Origin of the sequence: Streptomyces sp. NPDC058157 (assembly GCF_042884105.1) — a bacterium.
GTDB lineage: Bacteria > Actinomycetota > Actinomycetes > Streptomycetales > Streptomycetaceae > Streptomyces.
Genome location: NZ_JBHVUQ010000042.1, coordinates 24,110 through 49,932 on the forward strand (window position 1 = coordinate 24,110; position 25,823 = coordinate 49,932).

Annotated in this window: 29 protein-coding genes; 17 read left to right on the top strand and 12 right to left on the bottom strand. The window is 73.8% G+C overall.

From position 1 onward, the window contains the following. Window position 1 precedes the first annotated feature (1 nt). Window positions 2-1,333, top strand: coding sequence for an aminotransferase class I/II-fold pyridoxal phosphate-dependent enzyme (locus tag ACFVXK_RS13575; RefSeq protein ID WP_389611668.1), 1,332 nt, complete (start codon window positions 2-4; stop codon window positions 1,331-1,333). Between the two features lie 81 nt (window positions 1,334-1,414). Here the strand turns inward: ACFVXK_RS13575 and ACFVXK_RS13580 are convergent, their stop codons facing one another. Next, entirely contained in the window at window positions 1,415-2,404 is a 990-nt protein-coding gene (locus ACFVXK_RS13580; protein WP_389611669.1) for a DMT family transporter, read from the bottom strand. Window positions 2,405-2,478: 74 nt separating this feature from the next. Here ACFVXK_RS13580 and ACFVXK_RS13585 point away from each other — a divergent pair, with 74 nt between their 5' ends. Next, entirely contained in the window at window positions 2,479-3,390 is a 912-nt protein-coding gene (locus tag ACFVXK_RS13585) for a LysR family transcriptional regulator (RefSeq protein WP_389611670.1), read from the top strand. Here the strand turns inward: ACFVXK_RS13585 and ACFVXK_RS13590 are convergent. Then, window positions 3,387-3,860 (bottom strand): pyridoxamine 5'-phosphate oxidase family protein, encoded by a 474-nt coding sequence (locus ACFVXK_RS13590; RefSeq protein ID WP_389611671.1) that lies wholly within the window; start codon window positions 3,858-3,860, stop codon window positions 3,387-3,389. The genes ACFVXK_RS13585 and ACFVXK_RS13590 overlap by 4 nt on opposite strands. 76 nt (window positions 3,861-3,936) lie before the next feature. Here ACFVXK_RS13590 and ACFVXK_RS13595 point away from each other — a divergent pair, with 76 nt between their 5' ends. From ACFVXK_RS13595 to ACFVXK_RS13630, 8 genes are all read left to right on the top strand, one after another. Next, window positions 3,937-4,551 carry a cysteine hydrolase gene (locus tag ACFVXK_RS13595; protein WP_389611672.1) on the top strand — a complete coding sequence of 205 codons (615 nt, stop codon included), beginning with the start codon at window positions 3,937-3,939 and terminating at the stop codon, window positions 4,549-4,551. A gap of 18 nt (window positions 4,552-4,569) precedes the next feature. Next, window positions 4,570-5,421 carry a HipA family kinase gene (locus ACFVXK_RS13600; protein ID WP_389611673.1) on the top strand — a complete coding sequence of 284 codons (852 nt, stop codon included), beginning with the start codon at window positions 4,570-4,572 and terminating at the stop codon, window positions 5,419-5,421. Continuing rightward, window positions 5,418-5,801, top strand: a complete 384-nt coding sequence (locus tag ACFVXK_RS13605; RefSeq protein ID WP_389611674.1) for a DUF3037 domain-containing protein — start codon at window positions 5,418-5,420, stop codon at window positions 5,799-5,801. The genes ACFVXK_RS13600 and ACFVXK_RS13605 overlap by 4 nt, the downstream gene beginning before the upstream one ends. Before the next feature lie 146 nt (window positions 5,802-5,947). After that, window positions 5,948-6,709, top strand: coding sequence for a 3-oxoacyl-ACP reductase FabG (gene fabG / locus ACFVXK_RS13610; RefSeq protein WP_079424777.1), 762 nt, complete (start codon window positions 5,948-5,950; stop codon window positions 6,707-6,709). Window positions 6,710-6,738: 29 nt separating this feature from the next. Then, entirely contained in the window at window positions 6,739-7,500 is a 762-nt protein-coding gene (locus ACFVXK_RS13615; RefSeq protein ID WP_389611675.1) for an SDR family oxidoreductase, read from the top strand. Between the two features lie 153 nt (window positions 7,501-7,653). Then, complete coding sequence (locus ACFVXK_RS13620) at window positions 7,654-9,237, top strand: ABC transporter substrate-binding protein (protein WP_389611676.1); 1,584 nt, start codon at window positions 7,654-7,656, stop codon at window positions 9,235-9,237. Window positions 9,238-9,345: 108 nt separating this feature from the next. Then, window positions 9,346-10,014, top strand: a complete 669-nt coding sequence (locus tag ACFVXK_RS13625; RefSeq protein ID WP_389611695.1) for a uracil-DNA glycosylase — start codon at window positions 9,346-9,348, stop codon at window positions 10,012-10,014. Between the two features lie 134 nt (window positions 10,015-10,148). After that, window positions 10,149-10,595 (top strand): hypothetical protein, encoded by a 447-nt coding sequence (locus tag ACFVXK_RS13630; protein ID WP_389611696.1) that lies wholly within the window; start codon window positions 10,149-10,151, stop codon window positions 10,593-10,595. A gap of 30 nt (window positions 10,596-10,625) precedes the next feature. Here the strand turns inward: ACFVXK_RS13630 and ACFVXK_RS13635 are convergent, their stop codons facing one another. Next, complete coding sequence (locus ACFVXK_RS13635; protein ID WP_389611677.1) at window positions 10,626-11,177, bottom strand: hypothetical protein; 552 nt, start codon at window positions 11,175-11,177, stop codon at window positions 10,626-10,628. Window positions 11,178-11,290: 113 nt separating this feature from the next. After that, a complete protein-coding gene (locus tag ACFVXK_RS13640) occupies window positions 11,291-11,815 on the bottom strand; it encodes a DinB family protein (protein WP_389611678.1) in 525 nt (174 codons plus the stop codon). A gap of 90 nt (window positions 11,816-11,905) precedes the next feature. Here ACFVXK_RS13640 and ACFVXK_RS13645 point away from each other — a divergent pair, with 90 nt between their 5' ends. Continuing rightward, complete coding sequence (locus ACFVXK_RS13645; protein ID WP_389611679.1) at window positions 11,906-12,817, top strand: Gfo/Idh/MocA family protein; 912 nt, start codon at window positions 11,906-11,908, stop codon at window positions 12,815-12,817. Here ACFVXK_RS13645 and lnt read toward each other — a convergent pair. The 5 genes from lnt to ACFVXK_RS13670 form a co-directional block, all read right to left on the bottom strand. Beyond that, entirely contained in the window at window positions 12,756-14,390 is a 1,635-nt protein-coding gene (lnt, locus tag ACFVXK_RS13650; protein ID WP_389611680.1) for an apolipoprotein N-acyltransferase, read from the bottom strand. The genes ACFVXK_RS13645 and lnt overlap by 62 nt on opposite strands. A gap of 67 nt (window positions 14,391-14,457) precedes the next feature. Continuing rightward, window positions 14,458-14,919, bottom strand: a complete 462-nt coding sequence (locus ACFVXK_RS13655) for a nuclear transport factor 2 family protein (protein WP_389611681.1) — start codon at window positions 14,917-14,919, stop codon at window positions 14,458-14,460. A gap of 69 nt (window positions 14,920-14,988) precedes the next feature. Then, window positions 14,989-15,165 carry a hypothetical protein gene (locus ACFVXK_RS13660; protein ID WP_094191774.1) on the bottom strand — a complete coding sequence of 59 codons (177 nt, stop codon included), beginning with the start codon at window positions 15,163-15,165 and terminating at the stop codon, window positions 14,989-14,991. 115 nt (window positions 15,166-15,280) lie between these two features. After that, entirely contained in the window at window positions 15,281-16,159 is an 879-nt protein-coding gene (locus ACFVXK_RS13665) for an undecaprenyl-diphosphate phosphatase (protein WP_389611682.1), read from the bottom strand. Window positions 16,160-16,207: 48 nt separating this feature from the next. Further along, entirely contained in the window at window positions 16,208-16,924 is a 717-nt protein-coding gene (locus ACFVXK_RS13670; RefSeq protein WP_389611683.1) for a TVP38/TMEM64 family protein, read from the bottom strand. A 389-nt stretch (window positions 16,925-17,313) separates the two neighbouring features. Here ACFVXK_RS13670 and tuf point away from each other — a divergent pair, with 389 nt between their 5' ends. From tuf to ACFVXK_RS13685, 3 genes are all read left to right on the top strand, one after another. After that, window positions 17,314-18,495 carry an elongation factor Tu gene (gene tuf / locus ACFVXK_RS13675; RefSeq protein WP_389611685.1) on the top strand — a complete coding sequence of 394 codons (1,182 nt, stop codon included), beginning with the start codon at window positions 17,314-17,316 and terminating at the stop codon, window positions 18,493-18,495. An 86-nt stretch (window positions 18,496-18,581) separates the two neighbouring features. Then, window positions 18,582-19,457: a patatin-like phospholipase family protein gene (locus ACFVXK_RS13680; RefSeq protein WP_389611687.1), complete on the top strand. Its 876-nt coding sequence runs from the start codon at window positions 18,582-18,584 to the stop codon at window positions 19,455-19,457. A 77-nt stretch (window positions 19,458-19,534) separates the two neighbouring features. Then, on the top strand, window positions 19,535-20,326 hold the full coding sequence (locus ACFVXK_RS13685; RefSeq protein ID WP_389611697.1) for a spermidine synthase: 792 nt from the start codon (window positions 19,535-19,537) through the stop codon (window positions 20,324-20,326). Here the strand turns inward: ACFVXK_RS13685 and ACFVXK_RS13690 are convergent. Together ACFVXK_RS13690 and ACFVXK_RS13695 are read right to left on the bottom strand one after the other, a co-directional pair. Then, on the bottom strand, window positions 20,313-21,629 hold the full coding sequence (locus ACFVXK_RS13690) for an MFS transporter (protein WP_389611689.1): 1,317 nt from the start codon (window positions 21,627-21,629) through the stop codon (window positions 20,313-20,315). The genes ACFVXK_RS13685 and ACFVXK_RS13690 overlap by 14 nt on opposite strands. Before the next feature lie 88 nt (window positions 21,630-21,717). Next, on the bottom strand, window positions 21,718-22,755 hold the full coding sequence (locus ACFVXK_RS13695; RefSeq protein ID WP_389611690.1) for a hypothetical protein: 1,038 nt from the start codon (window positions 22,753-22,755) through the stop codon (window positions 21,718-21,720). A gap of 96 nt (window positions 22,756-22,851) precedes the next feature. Between ACFVXK_RS13695 and ACFVXK_RS13700 the strand changes: the two genes are divergently transcribed. Continuing rightward, on the top strand, window positions 22,852-23,304 hold the full coding sequence (locus tag ACFVXK_RS13700; protein ID WP_389611691.1) for a DUF4442 domain-containing protein: 453 nt from the start codon (window positions 22,852-22,854) through the stop codon (window positions 23,302-23,304). A gap of 167 nt (window positions 23,305-23,471) precedes the next feature. Beyond that, the gene (locus ACFVXK_RS13705) at window positions 23,472-24,137 is read left to right on the top strand and encodes a DedA family protein (RefSeq protein WP_389611698.1); all 666 of its coding nucleotides are present in this window, start codon (window positions 23,472-23,474) and stop codon (window positions 24,135-24,137) included. Window positions 24,138-24,240: 103 nt separating this feature from the next. Here the strand turns inward: ACFVXK_RS13705 and ACFVXK_RS13710 are convergent, their stop codons facing one another. After that, window positions 24,241-24,816, bottom strand: coding sequence for a gamma carbonic anhydrase family protein (locus ACFVXK_RS13710; protein WP_389611692.1), 576 nt, complete (start codon window positions 24,814-24,816; stop codon window positions 24,241-24,243). A 132-nt stretch (window positions 24,817-24,948) separates the two neighbouring features. On the opposite strand from ACFVXK_RS13710, the gene ACFVXK_RS13715 reads away from it, so the two are divergent. After that, the gene (locus ACFVXK_RS13715; protein ID WP_389611693.1) at window positions 24,949-25,695 is read left to right on the top strand and encodes an acyltransferase; all 747 of its coding nucleotides are present in this window, start codon (window positions 24,949-24,951) and stop codon (window positions 25,693-25,695) included. Window positions 25,696-25,823: the final 128 nt, after the last annotated feature.

The window sequence follows — 25,823 nt, forward strand, 5'->3', positions numbered from 1 at the left end:
TGTGCTAGGAGAATATACGATCAGTGGGCGCCGCGCATCGGAAATCGCGGCCAGCATCGAGGCGGGCGTCGGATCCGGCGCCCTCGCACCCGGAGCGCTGCTGCCGCCGATGCGGGAACTGGCCGGCGAGCTGGGGGTGAACCCCAACACCGTGGCGGCCGCCTACCGGTCCCTGCGCGAGCGCGGGATCATCGAGACCGACGGGCGGCGCGGCAGCCGGGTGCGGGGGCGGCCCGCCAGCGCCCCGCGCGACGCCCTCCGCCCGGACGTGCCCGAAGGCGTACGGGACGTCGCGCACGGCAACCCGGACCTGTCGCTGCTGCCCTCCCTCGACGGAGCGCTGGCCGCCGCGGCCCGCCGCCACGCGCAGGCCCCCACCCGCTACGGGGACGACCCGGTCCTCCCCGACCTGGCCCGCCTCGCCCGCGCCCGGTTCGACGCCGACGGGGTCCCGGCCGGGTCCCTCGGGGTGACCTCGGGGGCGCTCGACGGCATCGAACGGGTCCTGGCCGCGCACCTGCGGCCCGGGGACGCGGTGGCGGTCGAGGACCCGGGCTGGGGGAGCGTGCTGGACCTGGTCCCGGCGCTGGGACTGCGGGTGCTGCCGGTGGCCGTCGACGACCGGGGGCCGAGGCCGGAGGCGGTGGCGCGGGCGCTGGAGGCCGGGGCCCGGGCGCTGGTGGTGACGGCCCGCGCCCAGAACCCGACCGGGGCCGCGGTCGGCCCGGAGCGGGCGGCACTGCTGCGGGAACTGCTGGCAGGCCGGCCCGAGGTGCTGCTCATCGAGGACGACCACGGCGAGGGCATCGTGGACCTGCCGCTCTGCACGCTGGGCGGGGTCACCCGGCACTGGGCGCTGATCCGCTCCACCGCCAAGGCGTACGGCCCCGACCTGCGGCTCGCCGTGCTCACGGGCGACGCCGTGACGATGGACCGGGTGCGGGGCCGGCAGCGGCTGGGCCCGGGCTGGGTCAGCCGGCTGCTGCAGAGCGCCGTGGTCGAGCTGTGGACCACCGGCGCGGTGGACCGGGCGGCGGTGGCCCGCTCGTACGGGCTGCGCCGGGACGGGCTCGTCGACGCGCTCGCCGAGCGGGGGGTGGCGGCGCACGGGCGCAGCGGGATGAACGTGTGGGTACCGGTCGCCGACGAGACGGCGGTGGTCACCCGGCTGCTGACGGCGGGCTGGGCGGTGCGCCCCGGAGCCGTCTACCGGGTGGAGGCGGGGCCCGGGGTGCGGATCACGGTCTCCACCCTGCACCGCCGGGACGTGGACCCCCTGGCCGACGCCGTGGCGGCGGCGGTGCGCCCGGCGGCCGGCGCGCGCTTCGACTGAGCACGGGCGCGCGAAGGCCCCCGCCGCGCGGTGCGGCGGGGGCCGGGCGGCCGCGTCGCAAGACGCGCTCCGACATGCGGGTCAGCCCCTCTTCGCGGGCTGGGGGCGGGCCTGGGTGAGGGCGGCTCCCGCGAGGACGACCAGCGCGCCCACCGGCGTGTTCCAGTGCAGCTGTTCGCCCAGGACCAGGACGCCCGCCGCGGTGGCGATCACCGGGATGAAGTACGTGACCATCTGCGCGGTGGTCGGCCCGATCTCCGACACCAGGCCGTACTGCATCTGCAGCGCCGCCCCCGTGCCCAGCGCCCCCAGGGTGACCACCGCGAGCGTCGGCCACAGCGGGAAGGACGTGGGGGCCGAGGTGAACAGGGCGCTGACGGCGGCCAGCTGGAGCGTCGAGACCATCAGCTGCGCCCCAGTCATCGCGACCGGCGAGCCGGAGGTCCCCGCCAGGGTGCGCCGGACGTAGATCCAGCCGATCGGGTAGCAGAGCGAAGCCAGCAGGGCCAGGGCGGTGCCCTTCGCGTCGACGCCGGTGAAGCCCTGCCAGGCGCCGAGGACGGTCAGCACCCCGAGGAAGCCGATGCCCAGCCCCGCGAACCGGCGGCGCGTGGGGCGGTCCTCGGAGAGGGCGACCAGGGAGAGCGCCATGCCCCACAGCGGGGAGGTCGCGTTGCAGATCCCCGCCAGGGTCGAGGAGATGGTCTGCTCGGCGTAGGCGAACAGGGCGAAGGGGGCCGTGTTCAGCAGCAGCGCGGCCACCGCCAGGTGCCCCCAGGTGCGCCGGCCCCGCGGGAGCGGCTCACGGCGCACCAGCAGCACCGCCAGCAGGGCGAGCGCCCCGAAGAACACCCGGCCGAGGGCGACCTGGAAGGGCGCGAAGGCCCCCGTGCCCACCTTGATGAACAGGAAGCTGAACCCCCACACCACCGAGAGGAGGGCGAACCGGACGCGCCAGTCGAGACCGGCGGCACGGGCGGTACGGGCGGATCCGCGCGGCGGGGCGGACGGGCGGGCGACGGAGGGGGAGGGGGAAGGGGAGGTGCGGCGGGGTGTGGCGGGTGCGCTCATGGGCCTCACTCTCCTGCGCACGATCTCGTAGGACAAGCGAGATTCTCTGAGAGTGACGGCGTAGCATCGCTTACATGTTGAACCTGGAGCGCCTGCGCACCCTCGACGCCCTCGCCCGCCACGGCTCGGTCAGCGGGGCGGCCTGCGGCCTCCACGTGACCACGTCGGCGGTCTCCCAGCAGATGGCCAAGCTGGAGCGGGAGGTCGGCCAGCCCCTGCTGGCCAAGAACGGCCGGGGGGTTCGGCTCACCGACGCCGGGCGGGTCCTCGCCGGCCACGCCGCCCGGATCATCTCGCAGGTGGAGCTGGCGCAGGCCGACGTCGAGGCCCAGCGCGGCCGCGCGGTGGGGGAGCTGCGGATCGGGGCCTTCCCCACGGCCATGCGCGGACTGCTGCCCCGGACCCTGACCTCCCTGCGGGCCGACCACCCCGAACTGCGGGTGCTGGTGCGGGAGAAGGAGCCCGAGGAGGCCATGCTCGCGGTGGTCCGGGGCGACCTCGACATGGCCCTGGCCATCGACTGGCACAACAAGCGGATGCCGGTCCCGGCCGAGCTGACCCGGACCCACCTCCTGGACGACGGCGTCGACATCGCCGTCCCGCACGGCCACCCGCTCGTCGGCCGGACGCAGATCTCCCTCGCCGAGTTCGCCGAGGACGACTGGATCTCCTGGAACGAGGGGCAGTTCTGCCACGAGTGGCTGGTCTTCACCCTGCGCGGCACGGGCGTCGAGCCGCGCGTCGCGCACATCGCCGAGGAGCACCACACCCAGCTCGCCTTCGTCGAGGCCGGGCTGGGCGTGTGCGTGACGCCCCGGCTGGGCCGCGGGCCGGTGCCGCCGGGGGTGCGCCTGCTGCCCGTGTGCGACACCGTGCGGCGCCACGTCTACGCCGTCCGGCGTGCCGACGCCGACCGGCGGCCCTCGATCCGCGCCGCCGTCGAGGCCCTGCGGGCGGCGGCCGCCGCGGTGGAGGCCGACGCCTAGATCTTGCTGAAGTCCCAGGAGACGACCGTGTCCGGGGTCAGCCGGACCCAGGCGTGCCGGCCGTCGTGCGGCATCTCTTCCAGGCCGAAGTTCTTCCGGGGGAAGATCCGTTCCGCCTCCTCCAGCTCGGGGCACGGCTCCCCGGTGCGCGGCGCCTCGCCGACGAAGACCGCCGTCCCGGACAGCTCGACCCCGCGCAGCTCCCCGTACTCCTCTCCCGCGTCCACCACCACCGAGATCCGGGGGTCCTTCCGCAGGTCCGACCAGCGGCGGCTGCGGGTGATCGAGTACAGCCACAGCGAGGTGCCGTCCCAGGCGAACCACAGGGCGCCCACGTGCGGCCGGCCGTCCGGGGAGACCGTGGCCACCCGGCAGGTGCGCTGCTCGCGCAGGAAGGCGTCCACCTCCTCGCCGGTCATCATGATGCGGCGGCCCCGCCGCTGCCCCCGCTCCTCGCGCGTCCCGTCCATCCGTCCCGCACCCCTTCACATCTGACTGTGTGTCAGGAATCATGCGTCCTCTTCCGTCGACGCACCAGGGGGAGCCATGCCGGAGTTCGATCCCGCCACCACCGCGCTGCTCACCGTCGAATGCCAGAACGGGGTCGTCGGCGAGGAGAGCGCCCTGCCCGAGCTGGCCAAGGAGGCCCGGGACTCCGGGATGCTCGACCGGGTCGCGGCGCTGGTCGCCGCCGCGCGCGGGGCCGGGGTGCAGGTGGTCCACGCGGTCGCCGAGCGGCGCCCCGACGGGCTCGGGGCCAACGCCAACGCGCGGCTGTTCCGGGCGGCCGGAAGGCTGCCGGTGCGCCAGCTGACCGGCAGCCGTGCCGTGGAGGTGGCCGCCCCGATCACGGTGGAGGCGCGGGACCTGGTGGTCCGCCGGCTGCACGGGCTCTCCCCGATGGCCGGAACCGACCTGGACGCCCTGCTGCGCAACCTCGGCGTCCGGACCCTCGTCGTCACCGGGGTCTCGTCCAACATCGCGGTCCCGAACACCGTCTTCGACGCCGTGAACCTCGGCTACGAGGTCGTCGTCCCCGCCGACGCCATCGCCGGCGTGCCCGCCTCCTGCACCGCCGAGGTGATCCGCAACTCGCTCGTCCTGGTGGCGACGATCACCACGGCCGACGAGCTGCTTTCGCAGTGGGCGCCACACCGCTGACCGCCGTAACCTGGCCGGATGTTGTCCGAAGTGATCGCGACGCGCTACGTCACGCCCCTGCGTGAGGGCGGCTCGCTCCCGGGAATCGTCGAGGCCGACGACCTCGGTACCTACGTCATGAAGTTCACCGGAGCCGGCCAGGGACGCAAGACCCTGGTCGCCGAGGTCGTCTGCGGACGCCTCGCCCAGCGCCTGGGGCTGCGGGTCCCGCGGCTGGTGCAGATGCAGCTCGACCCCGTCATCGGGCTCGCCGAGCCCGACCAGGAGGTCCAGGAGCTGCTCAAGGCCAGTGGCGGGCTCAACCTCGGCATGGACTACCTGCCCGGCTCGATCGGCTTCGACCCGCTCGCCTACCGGGCCGACCCGGTCGAGGCCGGGCGCGTCGTCTGGTTCGACGCGCTGATCAACAACGTCGACCGGTCCTGGCGCAACCCGAACATGCTGGTCTGGCACGGGGACCTGTGGCTCATCGACCACGGCGCCACGATGATCTGGCACCACAACTGGCCCACCGCCCAGGCCGCGGCCGCCAAGCCCTACAACGCCTCCGACCACGTCCTGGCCCCCGTCGGCCCGGACATCGCCGCAGCCGCCGCCGAGCTGGCCCCCCTCGTCACCGAGGAGCTGCTCACCGAGGTCGCCGCCGACGTCCCCGACGAGTGGCTCGTCGACGAACCCGGCTTCGACTCCACCGACGCGGTGCGGCGCGCCTACGTGGCGGCGCTGCTGCCGCGCGCGGCCACGATCCACGAGAGGATCACCATGGAGGCCGAGGTCCGGCCGCAGTCCGGCCCTCCGGGCTGGCTCGCCGAGCGCCTCCCTCCCCAGTCGGACAAGAACAAGAACAAGCAGAAGAGCGGCGACGAGTGACCAAGCGGGACGTGTTCGAATACGCGCTGGTGCGCGTGGTGCCCCGGATGGAGCGCGGCGAGTGCTTCAACGCCGGCGTCATCGTCTACTGCCGGGCGCACTCCTACGTCGCCGCGCGCACCCACCTGGACGAGGCCAAGCTCCTCGCCCTGGATCCCAAGGCCGACGTGGCCGGGGTCCGGGCCGCGCTGCGCGGGGTCGAGGGGCTGTGCGAGGGCGGCGAACGGGCGGGCCAGGCGGCCGGGGACGATCCGGGGCGGCGGTTCCGGTGGCTGATCGCCCCCCGCAGCACGGTGGTCCAGCCCGGGCCGGTGCACACCGGCCTGACGGCGGATCCCGCCGCGGAGGTGGAGCGGCTGCTGGACCTGCTGGTCCGCTGACCGGGCGGTCCCCGGCCCGCGGCGCGACCGCCGCCGGGCCGGGCCCCGTTGACACGCGGTGCCACGACTCCTAGCGTCTCCTCAGCTGAAGCTACTAAGCGGTTGCTCACCTCGGGCGGCCGCTCTCGAGGGCGAGGAGAACCAGCATGTCCACCACCGAGCAGCGCGTCGCGATCGTGACCGGGGCGGCCCGGGGCATCGGCGCGGCCACCGCCCTGCGCCTGGCCGCCGAGGGCCGGGCGGTCGCCGTGATCGACCTGGACGAGGCGGCCTGCAAGGACACCGTCGAGGCCATCACGGCGGCCGGCGGCAAGGCCCTGGCGGTCGGCTGCGACGTCTCCGACGCCGCCCAGGTCGAGGCGGCCGTCGAGCGGGTCGCGAGCACGCTGGGCGCCCCGGTGATCCTCGTGAACAACGCGGGCGTGCTCCGCGACAACCTGCTCTTCAAGATGAGCGACACCGACTGGGACACCGTCATGAACGTGCACCTGCGCGGTGCGTTCCTGATGGCGCGGGCCTGTCAGAAGCACATGGTCGAGGCCAAGTTCGGCCGTGTGGTCAACCTCTCCAGCAGCTCCGCGCTCGGCAACCGCGGCCAGGCCAACTATGCCGCCGCCAAGGCCGGGCTGCAGGGCTTCACCAAGACCCTGGCCATCGAGCTCGGCAAGTTCGGCGTCACCGCCAACGCCGTCGCCCCCGGCTTCATCGCGACCGAGATGACCGCGCAGACCGCGGCCCGCGTCGGCATGGGCTTCGAGGAGTTCCAGCTCGCCGCCGCCTCCCAGATCCCCGTGCAGCGCGTGGGCGTCCCGGCGGACGTGGCCAACGCCATCGCCTTCTTCACCGGCGAGGACGCGGGCTTCGTCTCCGGCCAGGTGCTCTACGTGGCCGGCGGCCCGCTCAACTGACCACATCCCCGAGAGGCAGGGCGTACGGCATGACGTACAACGGCACGGACAGCGGCAAGGCCGCACTGGTCACCGGGGCGAGCCGGGGCATCGGCTACGGGATCGCCGAGGCGCTGGTCGCCCGCGGCGACCGGGTCGTGATCACCGGGCGCAACGAGGACGCGCTCAAGGAGGCCGTCGAACGGCTCGGGTCGGACCGGGTGATCGGCGTGGCCGGGAAGGCGCACGACGAGGCCCACCAGGCCGTCGCCGTGGAGCGGGCGATGGAGGCCTTCGGCCGCGTCGACTTCCTGGTGAACAACGCGGGCACCAATCCGGTCTTCGGGCCGATCGCCGACCTGGACCTCCAGGTGGCCCGCAAGGTCTTCGAGACCAACGTGATCTCGGCCCTCGGCTTCGCCCAGCGGACCTGGCACGCCTGGCAGAAGGACAACGGCGGGGCGATCGTGAACATCGCCTCGATCGCCGGGGTCTCCGCCTCGCCCTTCATCGGGGCGTACGGGATGAGCAAGGCCGCGATGATCAACCTCACGCTCCAGCTCGCGCACGAGATGGCGCCCCGGGTCCGGGTCAACGCGATCGCGCCGGCCGTGGTCAAGACGAGGTTCGCCCAGGCGCTCTACGAGGGCCGCGAGCAGGAGGCCTCGGCGGCCTATCCGCTCGGCCGGCTCGGGGTCCCGGAGGACATCGGGGGAGCGGCCGCATTTCTTACATCTGCACAAGCGGAATGGATTACTGGACAAACCCTGGTCGTCGACGGGGGAATGTTCCTGAATGCCGGTGTGCACTGACCGATAACCGGACGTATTTGCCTCCCAATGGGAGGCAAATACGTATCGAACACGCGCGAAATCGGTCAAGAGCCTCATGAAACCTGCCCATTGGATGTGTGACGCTCTGCGGTAGGGTCTGCCGCACCCGGTGGCTGATCGAGGAGCGTGCACGTGTTCAACCGGACCAGATGCCTGCAGATCACTGCGGCCCTTGCGTCCATATCCCTGCTCGCCGGATGCGGTCTGCTTTCGGACGACGCCGACGCCGCGGCGAAGAGGATCACCGTCGGAACCACGAGCGCGCCGAGCACCCTCGACCCCGCCGCGGCCTGGGACGGCTCCTGGGAGCTCTACCGGAACATCTACCAGACCCTTCTGGCGTTCCCGACGGGCAGCACCAAGCCGCAGCCGGACGCCGCCCAGAACTGCGACTGGACCGACACGGCGAACATGGCCTACCGGTGCACCCTGCGCAAGGGCCTGAAGTTCTCCGACGGCGAGGCGCTCGACTCCAAGGCGGTCAAGCACTCCCTCGACCGGATCAGGACGATCAACTCCCAGGTCGGTCCCAAGGGCCTCTTCGAGAGCCTGGACAAGATCGAGGCCCCGGACCCGCTCACGGTCGTCTTCCACCTGAAGACCCCCGACGCGACCTTCCCCTACGTCCTCGGCTCGCCCGCCGCCTCGCTGGTCGCGCCCAAGGAGTACCCGGCCGACAAGCTCCGCTCGGACGGCAAGGTCACCGGCTCCGGCCCGTACCTGCTCACCTCGTACAAGGACGGCGGCGAGGCCGTCCTCGACGGCTACGACGGCTACCAGGGCTTCGCCAACCGCCGTAACGACGCGGTGACCATCCGCTACTTCAAGAAGTCCGACCAGATGGTGGCGGCCCTCAAGAACAAGGAGATCGACGCCACCTACCGAGGCCTGTCGGCGCCGGAGATCAAGGACCTGCAGAGCCCCGCCTCGCACAACCAGGGCGTCCAGGTCGTCGAGAACGTCGGCTCCGAGATCCGCTACCTGGTCTTCAACCCCAAGGACCCGCAGATCGCCAAGGTGCAGGTGCGCCAGGCCATCGCCCAGGTCATCGACCGCGGCGCGCTCGTCACCAAGGTCTACCAGGGCACCGCCGAGCCGCTGTACTCGATGGTCCCCAAGGGCGTCGTGGGCCACAAGACGCCCTTCTACGACCTGTACGGCAACGCCGACGTGGCCAAGGCGCGCAAGATCCTCCAGTCCGCCGGGATCACCGCGCCCGTGGAGCTGACGTTCTGGTACACCACGGACCGCTACGGCGGCTCCACGGCCGACGAGTTCACCGAGATCAAGCGGCAGCTGGACGAGAGCGGGCTGTTCAAGATCACGCTGCGGGGCAAGCCCTGGAAGGACTTCCAGGTCGGCTACAAGAACGGCGAGTACCCGGTCTTCGGCCGAGGCTGGTTCCCCGACTTCCCGGACCCGGACAACTTCATCGCGCCGTTCGTCGGCAAGGAGAACGCGGTCGGCACCCCGTACGAGAACCCCACGATCCAGAACGAGATCCTGCCCAAGTCCCGCCGCGAGAGCGACCGCTCGGCCGGCGTCAAGGAGTTCGAGACGGCCCAGCAGATCTTCGCGCAGGACGTCCGGCTGCTGCCGCTGTGGCAGGGCAAGCTCTACGTGGGCGCCCGCGAGGACATCGCCGGGGCCGAGCGGGCGCTGGACCCCCAGACCGCCATGCAGATGTGGGAGTTGTACCGCAAGACCAGCTGGTGACCGCGGGCCCCGGGCGCTCGGGCGCCCGGGGCGCGGCGTTGTCAGTGGGGCCCGGTAGGTTCTGAGGAGTTGCACGAACTTGTACCGGAGGTTGTCGACGTGACCCAGATGCTGCCCGAGTCCTGGCTGCCCGTCCTCGGCGGGGAGCTGGACCAGCCCTACTTCAAGGAGCTCACCGAGTTCGTCGAGAAGGAGCGGGCGAACGGGCCGGTCTACCCGCCGCGCGAGCAGGTCTTCGCGGCCCTGGAGGCCACGCCGTTCGACAAGGTGAAGGTGCTCGTCCTCGGGCAGGACCCGTACCACGGCGCCGGCCAGGGGCACGGCCTGTGCTTCTCCGTGCAGCCCGGGGTCAAGACCCCGCCCTCGCTGCGCAACATCTACAAGGAGATGAAGGAGGAGCTCGGCCTGGAGGTCCCGGACAACGGGTACCTGATGCCGTGGGCGCAGCAGGGTGTCCTCCTGCTGAACGCCGTGCTCACCGTCCGCGAGGCCGAGCCCAACTCGCACAAGGCCAAGGGCTGGGAGAAGTTCACCGACGCGGTGATCCGCGCCGTGTCCGACCGCCCCGACCCGTCCGTGTTCGTCCTGTGGGGCGCCTACGCCCAGAAGAAGATCCCGCTGATCGACCAGGACCGGCACGTCATCGTCAAGGGCGCCCACCCCTCGCCGCTGTCGGCCAAGAAGTTCTTCGGCTCCCGGCCCTTCACGCAGATCAACGAGGCCGTCGCCGCGCAGGGCCATGAGCCGATCGACTGGCGGATCCCGGACCTGGGCTGACACCCCACCGCGCCTCGGCGCCAGAGCCGGTGCCTCCGGTTAGCTTCTTGACGACCGGACCGGACCAGGTCCGGCGGAGCGAGCCGGAGGCCCCGTTGACGGAGCAGCAGCAGGAGGCGTCGGAGGACGCCGTCATGACCAGGATCGGCCAGGCGGTCATCCTGCTGCACGCCGGGGACCGCGAGGAGGCCCGCAACCGGCTCTGCGAGATCTGGTCCGAGATCGGCGAGGAGGGCGACTCCCTCCACCGCTGCACCCTCGCGCACTACATGGCCGACACCCAGGACGACCCCGGCGACGAACTGGCCTGGGACCTGAGGGCCCTCAGTGCCGCCGACGGGCTCGGCGAGGCGGTGCGCGTCTTCTACCCCTCGCTGCACCTCAGCCTCGCGGCCGACTACGTCAAGCTGGAGCGCCCCGAGGCGGCCCGGGTCCACCTCGCACGGGCCCGTGCCGCCACCCGGGCCCTGCCCGACGACGCGTACGGCAACGGGGTCCGCGACGCCATCACCCGCCTGGAGCGCCGGCTCGTGGCGGAGGCGGGGCCGGGCCCCCGGCCCTTCCCCGAGCAGTCTCCCTAAGCCCTGTCGTTGAAGGGCCGCCCGCCCCCTTCAGCCCTCGTGGACGCCCGCGCAGATGCGGGCCTCCGGGCTGTCCGGCTTCCAGTGCCCGTGCCGGCGGCCCAGCGCGCACACGTCCGCCGGGCGGACCGGGAGCTCCCGCACCAGCTCGCGCGGTACCTGGGCGTCGGGCCGTACCGCCCCGGGAAGGCCCCCGGGCAGCCGCTCGGCGTGCCCGGCGGGCCTGCGGGGCTCGGGGATGTCGGGCACGGCCCCCGGCGCCTCCTGCGCCTCCACGGCCTGCGCGGGGCCGCCCGGTGCGGTGCGTGCCGTACCCCGGCCGGCGGCCGTGGGCGCCGACGGGCGCCCGGCGCCGTCCCGGGGGACCGCCTTCAGCGCCTCCAGGGCGGGCGCCTGGACCACCACCGGCAGCGCTCCGGGGCCCCCGCGCGGCTCGTGCCGGGGCGCCGCCGCGTCGGAGGGGGAACCGGCCGGCCGCATCGGCGCGGGGCTCACGTTCACGCAGCCGGAGACCGCCGAGGCCGCCGAGACGGCGCAGGCGGCTCCGAGGAGCAGTTTCGTCGAGGTTCGGGTTGGATGCACCCGCGCAACTCTGCTGTGCGAGGGACCCGTTGCGAAAACCCTGAGCCGATATTCACCCCGCACGGGTGACGCGGAGGCGGTGTCCGGCGGACAGCGCCCGCCCCGCGGCCCCGCTACTCGCCGGTGGCCCCGTCGATGTGCTCGCGCAGGAGGTCGGCGTGCCCGTTGTGCCGGGCGTACTCCTCGATCATGTGCGTGTAGATCCAGCGCAGGCTGAACACCTCGCCCCGGTGGTGGCTCGCGGCGTCCGAGACCGCGTCGAGGGAACGGCCCGCGGCGGCCGCGCGGGCGAGCTCGACCTCCTCGTGCCAGACCCGCTCCGCGTCGGCCCAGGTGTCCGCGGCGGCGAACTCGAAGTCCCCGTCCCGGTTCTCCCGGGTGCTGTACAGATCGGGCAGGTCCTCGCCGAGGGAGATCTCCCGGAACCAGTACCGCTCCACCTCCGCCATGTGCCGCACGAGGCCCATCAGGCTCAGCGCCGAGGGCCGCAGCGGGGTGGCGCGCAGCTGTTCGTCGACGAGGCCCTCGCACTTCCAGGCGAGGGTGGCGCGGTGGTACTCCAGCCAGCCGTCCAGCATCTCGCGCTCGCCGGCGGTGGTGGAGGGTTCGGTGCGGTGGTTTCCCGTGGAGGTGGTCATGGCCGCCATCCTGGCCGAACGCGCCACCGGCGACCAGCGATTATGCTGCGGAGTCCCACACGGCACACGGCACGTACCAGGAGGCTCCCGGTGAAGGTCGGCGTCATCGGACTCGGCGACATCGCGCAGAAGGCGTACCTGCCCGTGCTCACCACCCGCCCCGGGGTCGAACTGCACCTGCAGACGCGCACCCACGCCACGCTGGAGCGGCTCGGCGCGGTCCACCACGTCCCCGAGGGCCGCCGCCACGCCTCCCTCGGCGCGCTGATCGCCCAGGGCCTGGACGCCGCCTTCGTGCACGCCCCGACCGCCGTCCACCCCGAGATCGTGGAGCGGCTGCTGGAGGCGGGCGTGCCCACGTACGTGGACAAGCCGCTCGCCTACGAACTCGCCGACTCCCGCCGCCTGGTCGAGCTGGCCGAGGAGCGCGGCACCTCCCTCTTCGTCGGCTTCAACCGCCGCCACGCGCCCGGGTACGCGCAGTGCGCCGACCTCCCGCGCGATCTGATCGTCCTGCAGAAGAACCGGGTCGGGCTCCCCGAGGACCCGCGCACCCTGGTGCTCGACGACTTCATCCACGTCGTCGACACCCTCCGCTTCCTGCTGCCCGGCGAGGCCGACCACATCGACGTCCGCGCCGTGGTGCGCGAGGGGCTGATGTCGCAGGTGGTGCTCCAGATGTCCGGTGAGGGGTTCACCGCCCTCGGCATCATGAACCGGCTCTCCGGCTCCACCGAGGAGGTCCTGGAGGTCTCCGGGCAGGACTCCAAGCGCCAGGTCGTCAACCTCGCCGAGGTCATCGACCACAAGGGGCAGCCGACGGTGCGCCGGCGCGGGGACTGGGTCCCCGTGGCCCGCCAGCGCGGGATCGAGCAGGCCGTCGACACCTTCCTGGAGGCGGTGGAGGGCGGCAAGGTGCTCGGTGCCCGGGACGCGCTGCTCACCCACGAGCTGTGCGAGCGGGTGGTGCTGACGGCGCTGGAGCAGAACGCGCGGCCCTGACCGCCCCGGCGCCCCGGACCGCGCAGTACAGGCCGAGCGCGGCCAGGCAGGCGCCGCCGGGCCAGTTCCCGAACCGGACGAAGAGGGTCGTGCCCCGGGCCAGCGGCACCTCGTACACGGCCGCCGTGCTCGCCGAGGTGGGCAGGGTGGCGCCGATCCGTTCGCCCTCGGGCCCGTAGACGGCGCTGATCCCGGTCAGGGTGGCGTGCACCATGGGCCGCCCGGTCTCGGCGGCGCGCAGGGCCGCCAGCGAGGCGTGCTGGGCCGGCGCCCAGCTGTGCTGGAAGGTCGAGGTCGACGACTGGGCGACCAGCACCCCGGCCCCCTCGTCGGCCAGGTACCGGCTCATGTCGGGGAAGGCGGACTCGAAGCACACCAGCGGACCGATCCGGGTGCCGTCCGGCAGGTCCATGATGACCGGCCCGGCGCCCCGCATCCGGTCCTCGCCCGCCGCCTTGCCCACCGAGGTCGCCCAGCCCAGCAGGGACCGGGCCGGTATGTACTCGCCGAAGGGCACCAGCCGCATCTTGTCGTACCGGTCGCCGGTGGGTCCCTGGGGCCCGACCAGCACCGAGCTCTTGTAGATCCCCGGCCGGTCCGAGCGGCGGCCGTCCACGTTGACCAGCAGCGGGGCGCCGACCCGCGCGGAGAGTTGCGCCAGCCGCCGGGACAGGTCGGGCCGCGCCGCCAGGTCCGCGCCGACGCTGCTCTCGCCCCACACCACCAGATCCGGGTGCGTGCCCGCCAGGTCCGCCGTCAGGCGCTCCTCGACGGCGAACCGCCGCTCCGCGCCGCCGTCCGCCTCCTCCACCGGGCCGGGCTGCACGACGGCCACCCGCAGCCCGCCCGCCGGCTCCGGGCGCGGCAGCCACTGCCACACCACGCCCGCCAGCACCGCGCACCCCGCCACCGAGGCCACCGCCGCCACCCGGGCCCCCGGCGCGGCGACCAGCAGCACCACGGAGCAGTTCACCGCGACCACCAGCAGGCTCACCAGCCACACCCCGCCCACGGAGGCCAGCCGCAGCGCCGCCGGAACCTGCCACTGACTGGCCCCCAGCAGCCCCCACGGCCCGCCCAGCCCCTGCCAGGACCGGGCCAGCTCCGACAGCAGCCACCCCGCCGGTACGAGGAGCAGCGCGACCCCGGCCCGGCCCGGACCCGGAGCCCCGCCCAGCAACTCCCGTACCAGCAGCGCCCAGGGGATCCACAGCAGCCCCAGCAGCGCGGCGAGGGGCAGGAGGAACACGTGCAGGCTCGGCAGCAGCCAGTGGTGCACCGCGACGACGAACCCCGCCCCGCCCAGCCAGCCCTCCAGCGCCGCCCGCCGCCCGGTGGGGGCGGAGCGCAGCAGCAGCATCCAGGGCACGAGGGCCACGTACGCCAGCCACCACAGCGCCGGGGCGGGGAAGGCCAGGCAGGGCAGTGCCCCGGCGACGACCGCGCCCGCGGCCCGCCACCGCCGGCCGCGCGGGCCCGCGGGGTCCGGCCGGCCCGGACCGGTGCGACCGCCCCGCCGGTAGGGCCCGTGGGACCCGTTCCGCCGGCTCCGCCCGCTCAGCTCCGCGACCATGACGTGCCTCCGCCTCCAGTGTGGGACCGCATCCGGCGGGCCGCGCCCGCAACCTCCCGGCCGGCGTTCAGGCCTGCACGTGGCGCCACTTCTCGTGCACGGTCACCCCGGTGAGCCGCCAGCCGTCGGCGGTGCGGGCGAGCGTGAAGGTGTAGCGCCCGGCGGCGACGAAGTTGGGGGCGGTGCCCGTGTCCCCCTCGCCGGCGAGCCGCATCGGGTTCAGGAAGTCGGCCAGCACGCGCGCCGTGTCCCCGGGGGAGCCGTCCCGGTCCTCCAGCAGGATCCGCCGGTTGACGATGAGGTGCTGGCGCACCGGGAACAGCCGCATGGCCTGCGCGAGCCAGTCGGCCACCTCCCCGGCCGGCCCCTCGATCCCGCCTGCCGAGCCGTAGTCGGCGCGCCCGCCGGGGGTGAACAGGGCGCGGTAGGCGGCCCAGTCGCCGTCGTCGACGGCCGCCGCGTACGCCGAGACCACCTCGTCGACCGCCAGCCGGTCCATCACCGTCGCCAGGTCCACACGCTGCGTCATCGGGTCAGTGTGCGGCCGGCGGCCCACGAGGCCAAGGGGCGTGCGGCCACGGGATCTTACCGACGCGGCTCAGTGGCCGGAATGCGCCTCCCGCTGCCGGATCACCACCAGGAAGGCGTCACTGGCCAGGTCCATCACCACCTCCGCCGGCACGCCCTCGCGCATCCGCTGGGCCGCGTACTCCTCCGCGGGCCAGCTGCCGCGCGGACTCCCCGCCGGAAAACGCTCCAGTACCACCCGACCCATGGGACACCCCCGATTGCTCGCCGTTCAGGTCTCACCGGGCACAACGACGCGGAGGCCGCCCGGGAACGTTCCCGGGCGGCCTCCGTCGCGTACGCGTCGGGTCCTGGCGGCCGTGCTAGCTGCCGGACGCGCCCGCCTCCGCCTCCAGCACGCCCATGCCGATCAGCACGAACAGCGCGATGCCGAGCAGGATCCGGTAGATCACGAACGGCATGAAGCTCTTGCTGGAAATGAACTTCATGAACCACGCGATGACGGCGTAGCCCACGAAGAAGGCGATCACCGTGGCGAAGATCGTCGGCCCCCAGGTGATGTGGCCGGGGCTCTCGATCACGTCCTTGATCTCGAAGGCGCCCGAGGCCAGCACGGCCGGGATGGCCAGCAGGAAGGAGTAGCGGGCCGCCGCCTCGCGCGTGAAGCCCAGCAGCAGACCGCCGGAGATCGTCGCACCCGAGCGCGAGACGCCCGGGATCAGCGCCATCGCCTGGCACACGCCGAAGATCAGACCGTCCTTGACGCCCAGCTCCTTGAGCGTCTTGCGCTGCTTGACCACCCGGTGCCGGCCGCCCTGCTCGTCCCGCGAGGCCAGCCAGTCGGCGAAGCCGAGGATCAGGCCCATCACGATCAGGGTGGTGGCGGTCAGCCGCAGGTCACGGGCCGGGCCGGTGATCTGGTCCTTGAAGACGAGGCCGAGGACGCCGATCGGGATCGAGCCGACGATGACCAGCCAGCCCATCCGCGCGTCCTGCTCGGAGCGCAGCGACTTGGTGTAGAGCGAGCGGAACCACGTCGAGACGATCCGCGCGATGTCCTTGCGGAAGTAGATCAGCACGGCGGCCTCGGTGCCGATCTGGGTGATCGCCGTGAAGGCCGAACCCGGGTCGTGCCAGCCGGCGAACGCGGCCGTCAGCCGCAGGTGGGCACTGGAGGAGATCGGGAGGAATTCCGTGAGACCTTGGACGAGACCGAGGATTAGGGATTCGAACCAGCTCATGTCGGTGGGTGCTCGTCCTTGTGATCGTCGGGCAGTTCGGGTCCGATGCTAGGGCCCGTGGGGTGCGGCACCGACCACAGGGGGGTGTACGGACGAGGCCTCGCGCCCGGCCGGGGCCGCGAGCCGGTCCCGCTTGCGCCAGGCGACCGCTGCGGCGACCACACCGGAGACGGTGATGAACCCGAACGAGACGAGGAACGCGGGGGATCCGGGGGCGGAGGCACTGGCTCCCGCGATCACGTACGCGGCCGTGTTGGGCACCGTGCCGAGGGCCGTGGCCAGCAGGAACGGGAGCCAGCCGCAGCGGGAGACCGCCGCCAGGTAGTTGGCCGCGGCGAACGGCACCCCGGGGAAGATCCGGACCGCCAGCACGGAACGGAAGCCGTGCCCGCTCAGCTGGGCGTCGGCCGCCTTCAGCCAGCGCCCGCGCAGGAACGGGCGCAGCGCCTCCTGGCCCATGGCCCGCCCCAGCCCGAAGGAGATCCCGGCCCCCAGCACCGTGCCGCCGACGGCCGCCGCCAGGCCGAACCAGCTGCCGAAGACCGCCCCCGCGGCGAGGTTCAGCAGCGGGCGCGGCACGAACGCCGCCGTGCACAGCCCGTAGGCCCCCGCGAACAGCAGCACGGCCATGCCCACCGGGAGCCCGGCCGGCCAGCCCTGGGACAGCAGCCGCTGGGGCTCGTAGACCAGGACGCAGACCCCGGCCGCCACGAGCAGTACGACGAGCAGCGACAGCCGCGTCCACGGCGCGAGGAGGAGGGACATCCGGGGAGATTAACCGACAGGCGCGCCGCCCCGCCGTAATCCAGGCCTCAACCGGACGAAGGGAGCCGGGCGCGGCAGCGGTGGGCGTCCGGCAACGGAACGGGCCCCGGCGGTAATTCGTTCGACGCGACGCGGCCCCTCGGGCAGGATCAGCGGCATGTCCCGGTACGCCTTCACCGCAGCGCCGTCCGCAGTCGCGGACGCGCCGAAGGCTGCCCTCCCCGCCTCCGCGGCGGTCGCCCTGGCAGAGGCCTTCGCCGCAGCGGCATTCGCCGCGTTCGACGGCGCACGAAGCTGACCCTTCCCGGATCGTCCGGCGGACCCCGCAGGGGGAGGGTCGGTTCGCTCCAGGGGTCCCCGTTCCAGCTTCGAGACACGGGAAAGACATCATGGCCAAGACGGCCTTCGCCCGCACCAAGCCGCACCTCAACATCGGCACCATGGGGCACGTCGACCACGGCAAGACCACCCTCACCGCCGCCATCACCAAGGTCCTCGCCGAGCGCGGCGGCGCCTCCTTCGTGCCGTTCGACCGGATCGACCGCGCCCCCGAGGAGGCCCGGCGCGGCATCACCATCAACCTCACCCACGTCGAGTACGAGACCGACACCCGCCACTACGCCCACGTCGACATGCCCGGCCACGCCGACTACGTCAAGAACATGGTCACCGGCGCGGCCCAGCTCGACGGGGCCATCCTCGTCGTCTCCGCCCTCGACGGGGTCATGCCCCAGACCGCCGAGCACGTGCTCCTGGCCCGGCAGGTCGGGGTGGACCACATCGTGGTGGCCCTCAACAAGGCCGACGCCGGCGACCCGGAGCTGACCGACCTGGTCGAGCTGGAGGTCCGCGAGCTGCTCAGCGCCCACGGCTACGGCGGCGACGAGGCCCCGGTCGTACGGGTCTCCGGGCTCGGGGCGCTGGAGGGCGACCCGCGCTGGACGGCGGCGATCGAGGCGCTGCTCGACGCCGTGGACACGTACGTGCCGATGCCCGTGCGGTACACGGACGCGCCGTTCCTGCTGCCGGTCGAGAACGTCCTGACCATCACCGGCCGCGGCACCGTGGTGACCGGCGCGGTCGAGCGGGGCACCGTCCGGCTCGGCGACCGCGTGGCGCTCCTCGGCGGCGAGGGTGAGCCCGTGGAGACCGTCGTCACGGGCCTGGAGACCTTCGGCAAGCCCATGGAGTCCGCCGAGGCGGGGGACAACGTCGCGCTGCTGCTGCGCGGGGTGCACCGCGACGGGGTGCGGCGCGGGCACGTGGTCGCCGCGCCCGGCAGCGTGGCCCCGCGGCGGCGGTTCACCGCGCAGGTGTACGTCCTCTCCGCGCGGGAGGGCGGCCGGACGACGGCGCTCTCCTCCGGCTACCGGCCGCAGTTCTACATCCGCACCGCCGACGTGGTGGGGGACGTGGACCTCGGCGCGGCCGGGGTGGCCCGGCCGGGGGAGACGGTCACCATGACCGTCGAGCTGGGCCGGGACGTGCCCCTGGAGGCGGGCCTCGGCTTCGCGATCCGCGAGGGCGGGCGCACCGTCGGCGCGGGGACGGTGAGCGAGGTCCTCGGGTAGCCCCCGCCCGTGGTGGCGGCGGTCCGGCCCTGCCAGACTGCCGTCACCACACGGGAGCGCGGTCGAGCGGGTGAGGAGCGTCGGCGATGAGCGGGGACACGAAGGGCGAGGGGGCGCGTGACACGGCCCTGGTGCTCGGCGGGGGCGGTCTCACCGGCATCGGCTGGGAGGCGGGGATCCTCTACGGGCTCGCCCGCGCCGGCGTGGACCTCACCGGCGCCGACCTCGTCGTCGGCACCTCCGCCGGCTCGGTGGTGGGCGCCCAGCTCGCCTCCGGGTTGCTCACCCCGGCCGAACTGTACGAGCGCCAGCTCGCCGACCCGGCGGGTGAGGCGCCGGCCAGGTTCGGCGCGGGCCTCCTCGCCCGGTACGCCGTCGCCATGCTGCGCTCGCGCGACGCCGCCGAGTACCGTCGGCGGGTCGGCGCGATGGCCCTCGCCGCGGACACTCCCGACGAAACGGAACGGCGCGAGGTCCTGAAGGCCCGGCTCGTCTCGCACGAGTGGCCCGAGCGGCGTCTGGTCGTGACCGCGGTCGACACGCTGACCGGAGAGAGCGCCGTCTTCGACCGGGAGCGCGGGGTGGGGCTGGTGGACGCCGTCGCGGCGAGCTGCGCCGTGCCCGGGGTCTGGCCGCCCGTCACCGTCGACGGCCGCCGGTACATGGACGGCGGCATCCGCTCCGCCGTCAACGCCGACCTGGCGGCCGGCTACCGGCGCGTGGTGATCCTCGCCCCGCTCCCCTTCGGAGCGGGGAAGCTCCCGTCCCCCCTCCGGCAGGCCGGGCGGCTGCGGGCCGAGGGGGCCCGGGTGCTGCTGATCACCCCGTCCCCGGAGGCCCGCAAGGCCTTCGGCCGCAACGTGCTCGACCCCGCCCGGCGGGCACCCGCGGCGCGGGCGGGTCTGGCCCAGGCCGCCGCGCACGCGGCCGGGGCGGCGGCCGTCTGGTCGGACACCCCCTAGGACCGCCCGACAATGGTGGGGTGAGCGACGAACAGATCCCGGTGATCCGGGAAACGGGCCAGGGCACCGCCAAGCTGATGCCGGACGTGGACCGGGAGCGGGCCTGGCTGCTCACCGTGAACGGGGCTCCGCAGTCCTACGTCGACCTCGACGAGCCGGAGCACCTGGAGTTCGAGTACGTACGCCGCCTCGCGCACGTCCTGGACTGCGCGGCCGAACCGGGGGCCGCGCTGGACCTGCTGCACCTGGGCGGCGGCGCGCTGACCCTGCCCCGCTACGCCGCGGCGGCCCGGCCGGGTTCCCGCCAGACCGTGGTCGAGTTCGACGCGGCCCTGGTGGAGCTGGTGGCGGAGCACCTGCCGCTGGCGGCCGGGGCGCGGGTGGAGGTGCACGCCGCCGACGCCCGGGCCTGGCTGGAGCGGGCTCCGGGGGCGAGCGCGGACGTCCTGGTCGCGGACGTGTTCGGGGGTTCGCGGGTGCCGGCCCAGCTGACCTCGGTGGAGTACGCCCGCCAGGCCGCCCGGGTGCTGCGGCCCGGCGGGCTCTACGCGGCGAACCTGGCCGACGGGGCGCCGTTCGGCTTCCTGAAGGCCCAGCTGGCCAATTTCGCGGCCGCGTTCGGGGAGCTCGCGCTGATCGCCGAGCCGGGTGTGCTGCGCGGGCGGCGCTTCGGCAACGCGGTGCTGCTGGCCTCCGACGCCCCGCTGCCGGTGGCCGCGCTGGCCCGGCGGTGTGCCGGGGACGCGTTCCCGGCGCGGGTGGAGTCGGGGGAGGGGCTGCGGCGGTTCATGCGCGGCGCGGGGGTGGTGGCGGACGCCGACGCCGTCGCCTCGCCGGAGCCGCCGGAGGGGGCGTTCAGCGTGGGGTGACGGCTGCGGCGTCCGGTGGCGCGTCGGCGGGGGCGGGCCCGGTCCCGGCGGACTTGTGGGGGACCGGCCTGCGGGTGATGTGGCGGACCTCCGGGACGAGGAGGACCAGGGCCGTGGGGACGATCACCAGGGCCGCGCAGCCCCACAGGGCCGGGGTGCGGCCGACGACGCTCTCGGCCGGGCCGGCCAGGGCGGTGGCCAGGGGGAGCAGCGAGAGCGAGCCGAACCAGTCGTAGGCGGAGACCCGGGAGAACTTCTCCTCGGGGATCTCCTGGTGCATCGTCGTCATCCAGTTCACGCCGAACACCTCGACGGCCGTGCCGCTGACGAACATCACCGCGCACAGCCCCCAGGTGGGCAGCGGAACCGCGAGGCCCGCCGAGGGCAGCGCCAGCGGGAACACGCACAGGGTGCCGACCAGCAGGAGGCGGCGCGGTTTCCACAGCATCATCAGGACGGCGCCGGCGATGGTGCCCACGCCGAAGAAGGCCAGGGCCACCCCCCAGGGTGCCGGTCCGCCCAGCCGGTCGCGGGCGACGAGGGGCCCGTACACCGACTCGGCGGCTCCGACCACGGCGACGACGACGGAGAACTGGAGCACGATGCTCCACAGCCAGGCGCGGGAGCGGAACTCCACCCAGCCCTCGCGCAGGTCGGCCAGCAGCCCCCCGCCCGGGGTCCGTTCGGCGATGTGGCCGACGTCGAGGAAGGCGCGCAGGGCGCCCGCGACGGCGAAGGCGGCCGCGTCCACGGCCAGGACCCAGCCGGGGCCGATCGCGGCGATCAGGGCGCCGCCCAGGGCCGCGCCGCCGATGCCCGCGCCGTTCATCGCCATCCGGAAGAGGGCGAACGCGCGGTTGGAGTGCTCGCCCGAGACGCTGGACAGGAGCATGCCCTCGGCGGCCGGGTTGAAGAAGGCGGTGCCGGTGCCGCACAGGGCGGTGAGCAGCATCATCTGCCACAGCCGGGGCTCGCCGGTGAGGACCAGCACCGCGAAGGCGGCCTGCGAGAGGCAGTTGAGGGCGTTCGCCGCGACCATCACGCGGTGGCGCGGGAGCCGGTCGGCGAGGGCGCCGCCGACGAGCAGGAAGAGGACGAGGGGCAGCGTACGGGCCGCGGCGACGAGGCCGACGTCGCCGCCGGAGCCGCCCGCGTCCATGACGGCGAAGGCGGAGGCGATGAGCGCTCCGTGGCTGCCGAGGTTCGTCACGACCGCGGCGCCGGTCAGCAGGGCGTAGTTGCGGCCCGCCCAGGAGGGGAGGCGGCGCGGAGCGGCGGGGGAGTCGGTGGGGGGAGAGCTCACCGGGGGACTATCCCCCGCCCCGGGCCGAGAATCCAAACGAATAACCGGAAAACGGATAATCGGCCCAGGGGTGGGGTGGTGCGTGAGGTCAGTTGGCGACGAGGCGGACCGAGCTCATGATCTTCTCTTCGGTGGCCTGGTCGACCTCGCCGGGGACCCCGGCGGCGCTCCACAGGACCCAGCTGGCGAAGTCACCCTTGGAGTTGCGGAAGCTGAAGGCGATGCTCTTGCCGTCCGTGGAGCACTTGTTCTCCTTGGGGACGTCGCTGACGGTCGCCGTCGCGTAGTGCCCCTTGAGTCCGGAGAGGGTGGTGAACTCCTTGGACTCGGAGATCTTGACCTTGTCCTCCGGCAGCTTCTGCGAGAAGGCGGCGAACACCCAGGTGCCCGCCTCGCTGTGCGCGGCCCCGGCGGTGTCCTTGGCGCCCTGGCCGCCCTTGGTGCCGGTGCCGGCCAGGCCGGTGCTCTCCTCCTTGCCGTCCTTGTTGGAGTCCACCTTGCACCAGTCCTCCTTGAGGAAGGCGGGTGCGGAGAAGGTGACGAGCGGGGAGCCGTCGCCCTTCTTCGAGTCCTCGAAGCCGGCGATCACCCCGGAGCTCGCCACGTTCCACTCCGGCGGGACGTCGAAGGCGGTGCCGTGCTTCGGGTTCATGACCACCTTCCAGCCCGGGATGACGGGCTTGGCGTCGCCGCCGCCGCGCGGGTTGCCGCTCGGGGCGGGCGGCGCGGCGGAGGTGGCGGGCGCGGAGGAGGCGGCGGCCGGCTTGTTGCTCGCCTGGTTGCTCCCCTTGTCGTCCCGGGTGAGTACGAAGGCCGCGGTCGCGGCCGCCGTCACGACGACCGCCGAGGCGGCCACGATGGCCACGGTCTTCGTCGAGAACGGGCTCCCGCCGGAGGCCCGGGGCGCGGGCGGCTGCGGGGTGGGCTGGCCCCACGGCTGGACCGGCGGCGGGGTCTGGTAACCGCCCGCCTGCGGGTAGCCGTAGCCGGGCTGCTGCTGTCCGAATCCCGGCTGGGGCTGCTGCTGGTACGGGTTCGGCTGTCCCGGCTGCTGCTGGTACGGGTTCTGTTGCGCGTCCTGGGGGCCCTGCTGTCCCCCGGGCGGCTGCTGCTGTCCTGGCCACATGGCCGGTAACCATAGTGGGAGAGCCCCGCGGGAGCCACGTCCGCCCCCTCGCGGACTCTGGCCAAGTCCATCTACTCGTGGGTAACATCGCGTGCCATGAGCGCAGAACAGATGAACGTGGGCGAACTGCTCGCCCAGACCGTGCCGATGGCCCGCACCCTCAACCTCCAGTTCCTGGAGACCACTCCGGAGCGCGCCGTCGTCCGGCTCCCGGACCAGCCGGACTTCCACAACCACGTCGGCGGCCCGCACGCCGGCGCGATGTTCACCCTGGCCGAGTCCGCGAGCGGTGCGATCGTCCTGGCCGCCTTCGGCGACCAGCTCTCGCGCGCGGTGCCGCTGGCCGTCAAGGCCGAGATCGGCTACAAGAAGCTCGCCAAGGGCGTCGTGACGGCCACCGCCACCCTCGGCCGCCCGGCCGCCGAGGTCGTCGCCGAGCTCGACGCGGGCGGCCGCCCGGAGTTCCCCGTCACCATCGCCATCCAGCGCGAGGACGAGGCCGTCACGGGCGAGATGACCGTGGTCTGGACGCTGCGCCCCAACGCCTGATCCCGGCGGCCGGCAGCCCGCCGCGCGGTCCGCGCCGTCGGGAGGTGTTCGCCGGTCGTTCGCCCCGGGAACCCGTGCTGCGGGCAAGGCCCGTCGCGGGGAGCGGATAGGCTGCTCGTTCGGCGTGTCCCCGGGGCGCGCCGGTGACGACGAGGGAGGGCGAACCGGTGCACGTCCAGGAATGGCTGGAGACGATTCCGGCGATCAGTGTCTATCTCCTGGTGGGTCTGGTCATCGGACTGGAGAGCCTGGGCATCCCGCTGCCGGGGGAGATCATCCTCGTGAGCGCGGCCCTGCTGGCCTCTCAGCAAGGGCACATCGACCCCGTGGTCCTCGGGCTCTGCGCGATCGCGGGGGCGATCGTCGGCGACTCCATCGGGTACGCGATCGGGCGCCGCGGCGGCAAGCCGCTGCTGGAGAAGCTCGGCCGGCGCTTCCCGAAGCACTTCGGGCCGGAGCAGGTGGCCGTGGCGGAGCGCTCGTTCGACCGGTGGGGGATGTGGGCCGTCTTCTTCGGCCGGTTCGTGGCCCTGCTGCGGATCTTCGCCGGGCCGCTCGCGGGCGTGCTGCGCATGCCCTACTGGCGGTTCCTGATCGCCAACGTCCTCGGCGGCGTCCTGTGGGCCGGCGGCACCACCGCGGTCATCTACACGGTCGGCATCGTCGCGGAGCCCTGGCTGAAGCGGTTCTCCTGGCTGGCCCTGGTGGCCGCCCTGCTGCTCGGGCTCGCCGTCACGCTGGTGGTGCGCGCCCGGATGAAGAAGGCCGCGGCCGCCGCCCGTGAGGAGGCGGCGGCCCAGCGGGTGACGGCCCCGGCGGGCGCCGCGGACTGACCCTCCCGGGTCGGGGCCGGACGGCCGCCGGGCGATCGGGCGATCGGGCTTCCGCGCCCCCGGTCCGGGGTCCGGGGGTGCGGTCGCGCCGGGTCCCTCGCGGTCAGTCCTGCGGCAGCAGCGCGGCGCGGTGCTGCCCCGCCAGCTCCGTGTACATCGCGGCGTTCACCTTGATGTGCTCGCGCTCCTCGGCGGTGAGCTCCCGCCGTACCTTGGCCGGCACGCCCGCGACCAGGGAGCCGGGCGGGACCACCATGCCCTGCGGGACCAGGGCCTGCGCGGCCACCAGCGAACCGGCGCCGATCACGGCCCCGTTCAGCACGGTCGCGCCCATCCCGATCAGGCAGTCGTCCTCCACGGTGCAGCCGTGCACGACGGCGTTGTGCCCGATCGAGACCCGCTCGCCGACGGACACCGGGAAGCCGGGGTCGACGTGCAGCGTGCAGTTGTCCTGGACGTTGCTGTCGGCGCCCAGCGTGATCGGCCCGCAGTCGCCGCGCAGCACCGCCGAGTACCAGACGCTGGCGCCCGGGCCCAGGGTGACGTCGCCGACCACGACCGAGGTCGGAGCGGTGAACGCCGTCGGGTCCACGGACGGCCGCCGGTCGCCCACGGCCGCGATGAGAGCTCCCTGACCGGCCTGGCCGGCCCGGCCGGGCTGACCCGTGTGGTTCGTCATGATCGTTTCCCTCTGTTTCCGGATGCCGCGCTACCGGCACCGTAGGGCACGGGCCGCCCCTGGGCGGCGATGGGGTGAAGATCACAGGAACGCGGTCCGGACGTCCGGCGCGCGGCCCACTACCGTGGCCGGGTGCCGAAGAACCAGAACACGTTCTCATCCCTGGCGGCCCTGCGCCGCCGCGTGGCCAGCCGCGCGGTCCATGCGGGCTGGCGGTGGATGCAGCAGGCGGGCGCGGTCACCGCGCAGAACCCGGGCCGGCTGCGCTTCGGGGCGATCGGCGACGGCACCCGGCTCGCCTTCCCGCAGGGCACCGTCTTCGGCGAGCCGTGGATCCGCATGGGCGGCCACTGCATCATCGCCGAGCAGGTCACGCTGACCGCCGGGATGATGCCCGGCCTCGACCTCGGCCCCGACCCGGTGCTGGTCCTGGGCAACGGCGTGGTCCTCGGCCGGGGCAGCCACGTGATCGCGGACGCCCGCATCAGCATCGGCAACGACACGTTCTGCGGGCCCGGGGTCTACATCACCTCCACCAACCACAGCTACGACGACCCGCACGAGCCCGTCGGCAAGCAGTGGCCGCGCAGCGCCCCGGTGGAGATCGGGCCGGGCTGCTGGCTGGGCACGGGGGCGGTGATCCTCCCCGGGGCGAAGCTGGGCCGCAACGTGGTGGTGGCCGCGGGGGCCGTCGTGCGGGGCGAGGTGCCGGATCACGCCGTGGTGGCGGGGGCCCCGGCCAAGGTCGTGCGCCGCTGGGAGCCGGAGACGGGCTGGCAGCCGCCGCTGCGCACCCCGGCGCCGGTGCCGATCCCCGACGGGGTGACCTCGGCCCAACTGCGCGGCCTGGCAGCCCTGGCGGAGACCGCCGAGCCGTAGCCGGCCCGCGGCGGGGCGGATGCCGTCGGCCCGCCCCGGGCCCGCGGCCGCCGCGGCCCCGGCCCGCCGTGCCGGGTGCGGGGCGGGGACAGCGCGGGGCGGGGGTCCCGGGGGGCGGGGCGCGGGGC

What these genes read in the sequence shown, in the direction of transcription:
- ACFVXK_RS13580 (WP_389611669.1), bottom strand. Translation starts at nt 2,404, where the DNA reads ATGAGCGCACCCGCCACACCCCGCCGCACCTCCCCTTCCCCCTCCCCC.
- ACFVXK_RS13585 (WP_389611670.1), top strand. Translation starts at nt 2,479, where the DNA reads ATGTTGAACCTGGAGCGCCTGCGCACCCTCGACGCCCTCGCCCGCCAC.
- ACFVXK_RS13590 (WP_389611671.1), bottom strand. Translation starts at nt 3,860, where the DNA reads ATGGACGGGACGCGCGAGGAGCGGGGGCAGCGGCGGGGCCGCCGCATC.
- ACFVXK_RS13595 (WP_389611672.1), top strand. Translation starts at nt 3,937, where the DNA reads ATGCCGGAGTTCGATCCCGCCACCACCGCGCTGCTCACCGTCGAATGC.
- ACFVXK_RS13600 (WP_389611673.1), top strand. Translation starts at nt 4,570, where the DNA reads ATGTTGTCCGAAGTGATCGCGACGCGCTACGTCACGCCCCTGCGTGAG.
- fabG (WP_079424777.1), top strand. Translation starts at nt 5,948, where the DNA reads ATGTCCACCACCGAGCAGCGCGTCGCGATCGTGACCGGGGCGGCCCGG.
- ACFVXK_RS13615 (WP_389611675.1), top strand. Translation starts at nt 6,739, where the DNA reads ATGACGTACAACGGCACGGACAGCGGCAAGGCCGCACTGGTCACCGGG.
- ACFVXK_RS13625 (WP_389611695.1), top strand. Translation starts at nt 9,346, where the DNA reads ATGCTGCCCGAGTCCTGGCTGCCCGTCCTCGGCGGGGAGCTGGACCAG.
- ACFVXK_RS13630 (WP_389611696.1), top strand. Translation starts at nt 10,149, where the DNA reads ATGACCAGGATCGGCCAGGCGGTCATCCTGCTGCACGCCGGGGACCGC.
- ACFVXK_RS13640 (WP_389611678.1), bottom strand. Translation starts at nt 11,815, where the DNA reads ATGACCACCTCCACGGGAAACCACCGCACCGAACCCTCCACCACCGCC.
- lnt (WP_389611680.1), bottom strand. Translation starts at nt 14,390, where the DNA reads ATGGTCGCGGAGCTGAGCGGGCGGAGCCGGCGGAACGGGTCCCACGGG.
- ACFVXK_RS13655 (WP_389611681.1), bottom strand. Translation starts at nt 14,919, where the DNA reads ATGACGCAGCGTGTGGACCTGGCGACGGTGATGGACCGGCTGGCGGTC.
- ACFVXK_RS13660 (WP_094191774.1), bottom strand. Translation starts at nt 15,165, where the DNA reads ATGGGTCGGGTGGTACTGGAGCGTTTTCCGGCGGGGAGTCCGCGCGGC.
- ACFVXK_RS13665 (WP_389611682.1), bottom strand. Translation starts at nt 16,159, where the DNA reads ATGAGCTGGTTCGAATCCCTAATCCTCGGTCTCGTCCAAGGTCTCACG.
- ACFVXK_RS13670 (WP_389611683.1), bottom strand. Translation starts at nt 16,924, where the DNA reads ATGTCCCTCCTCCTCGCGCCGTGGACGCGGCTGTCGCTGCTCGTCGTA.
- tuf (WP_389611685.1), top strand. Translation starts at nt 17,314, where the DNA reads ATGGCCAAGACGGCCTTCGCCCGCACCAAGCCGCACCTCAACATCGGC.
- ACFVXK_RS13680 (WP_389611687.1), top strand. Translation starts at nt 18,582, where the DNA reads ATGAGCGGGGACACGAAGGGCGAGGGGGCGCGTGACACGGCCCTGGTG.
- ACFVXK_RS13685 (WP_389611697.1), top strand. Translation starts at nt 19,535, where the DNA reads ATGCCGGACGTGGACCGGGAGCGGGCCTGGCTGCTCACCGTGAACGGG.
- ACFVXK_RS13695 (WP_389611690.1), bottom strand. Translation starts at nt 22,755, where the DNA reads ATGTGGCCAGGACAGCAGCAGCCGCCCGGGGGACAGCAGGGCCCCCAG.
- ACFVXK_RS13700 (WP_389611691.1), top strand. Translation starts at nt 22,852, where the DNA reads ATGAGCGCAGAACAGATGAACGTGGGCGAACTGCTCGCCCAGACCGTG.
- ACFVXK_RS13710 (WP_389611692.1), bottom strand. Translation starts at nt 24,816, where the DNA reads ATGACGAACCACACGGGTCAGCCCGGCCGGGCCGGCCAGGCCGGTCAG.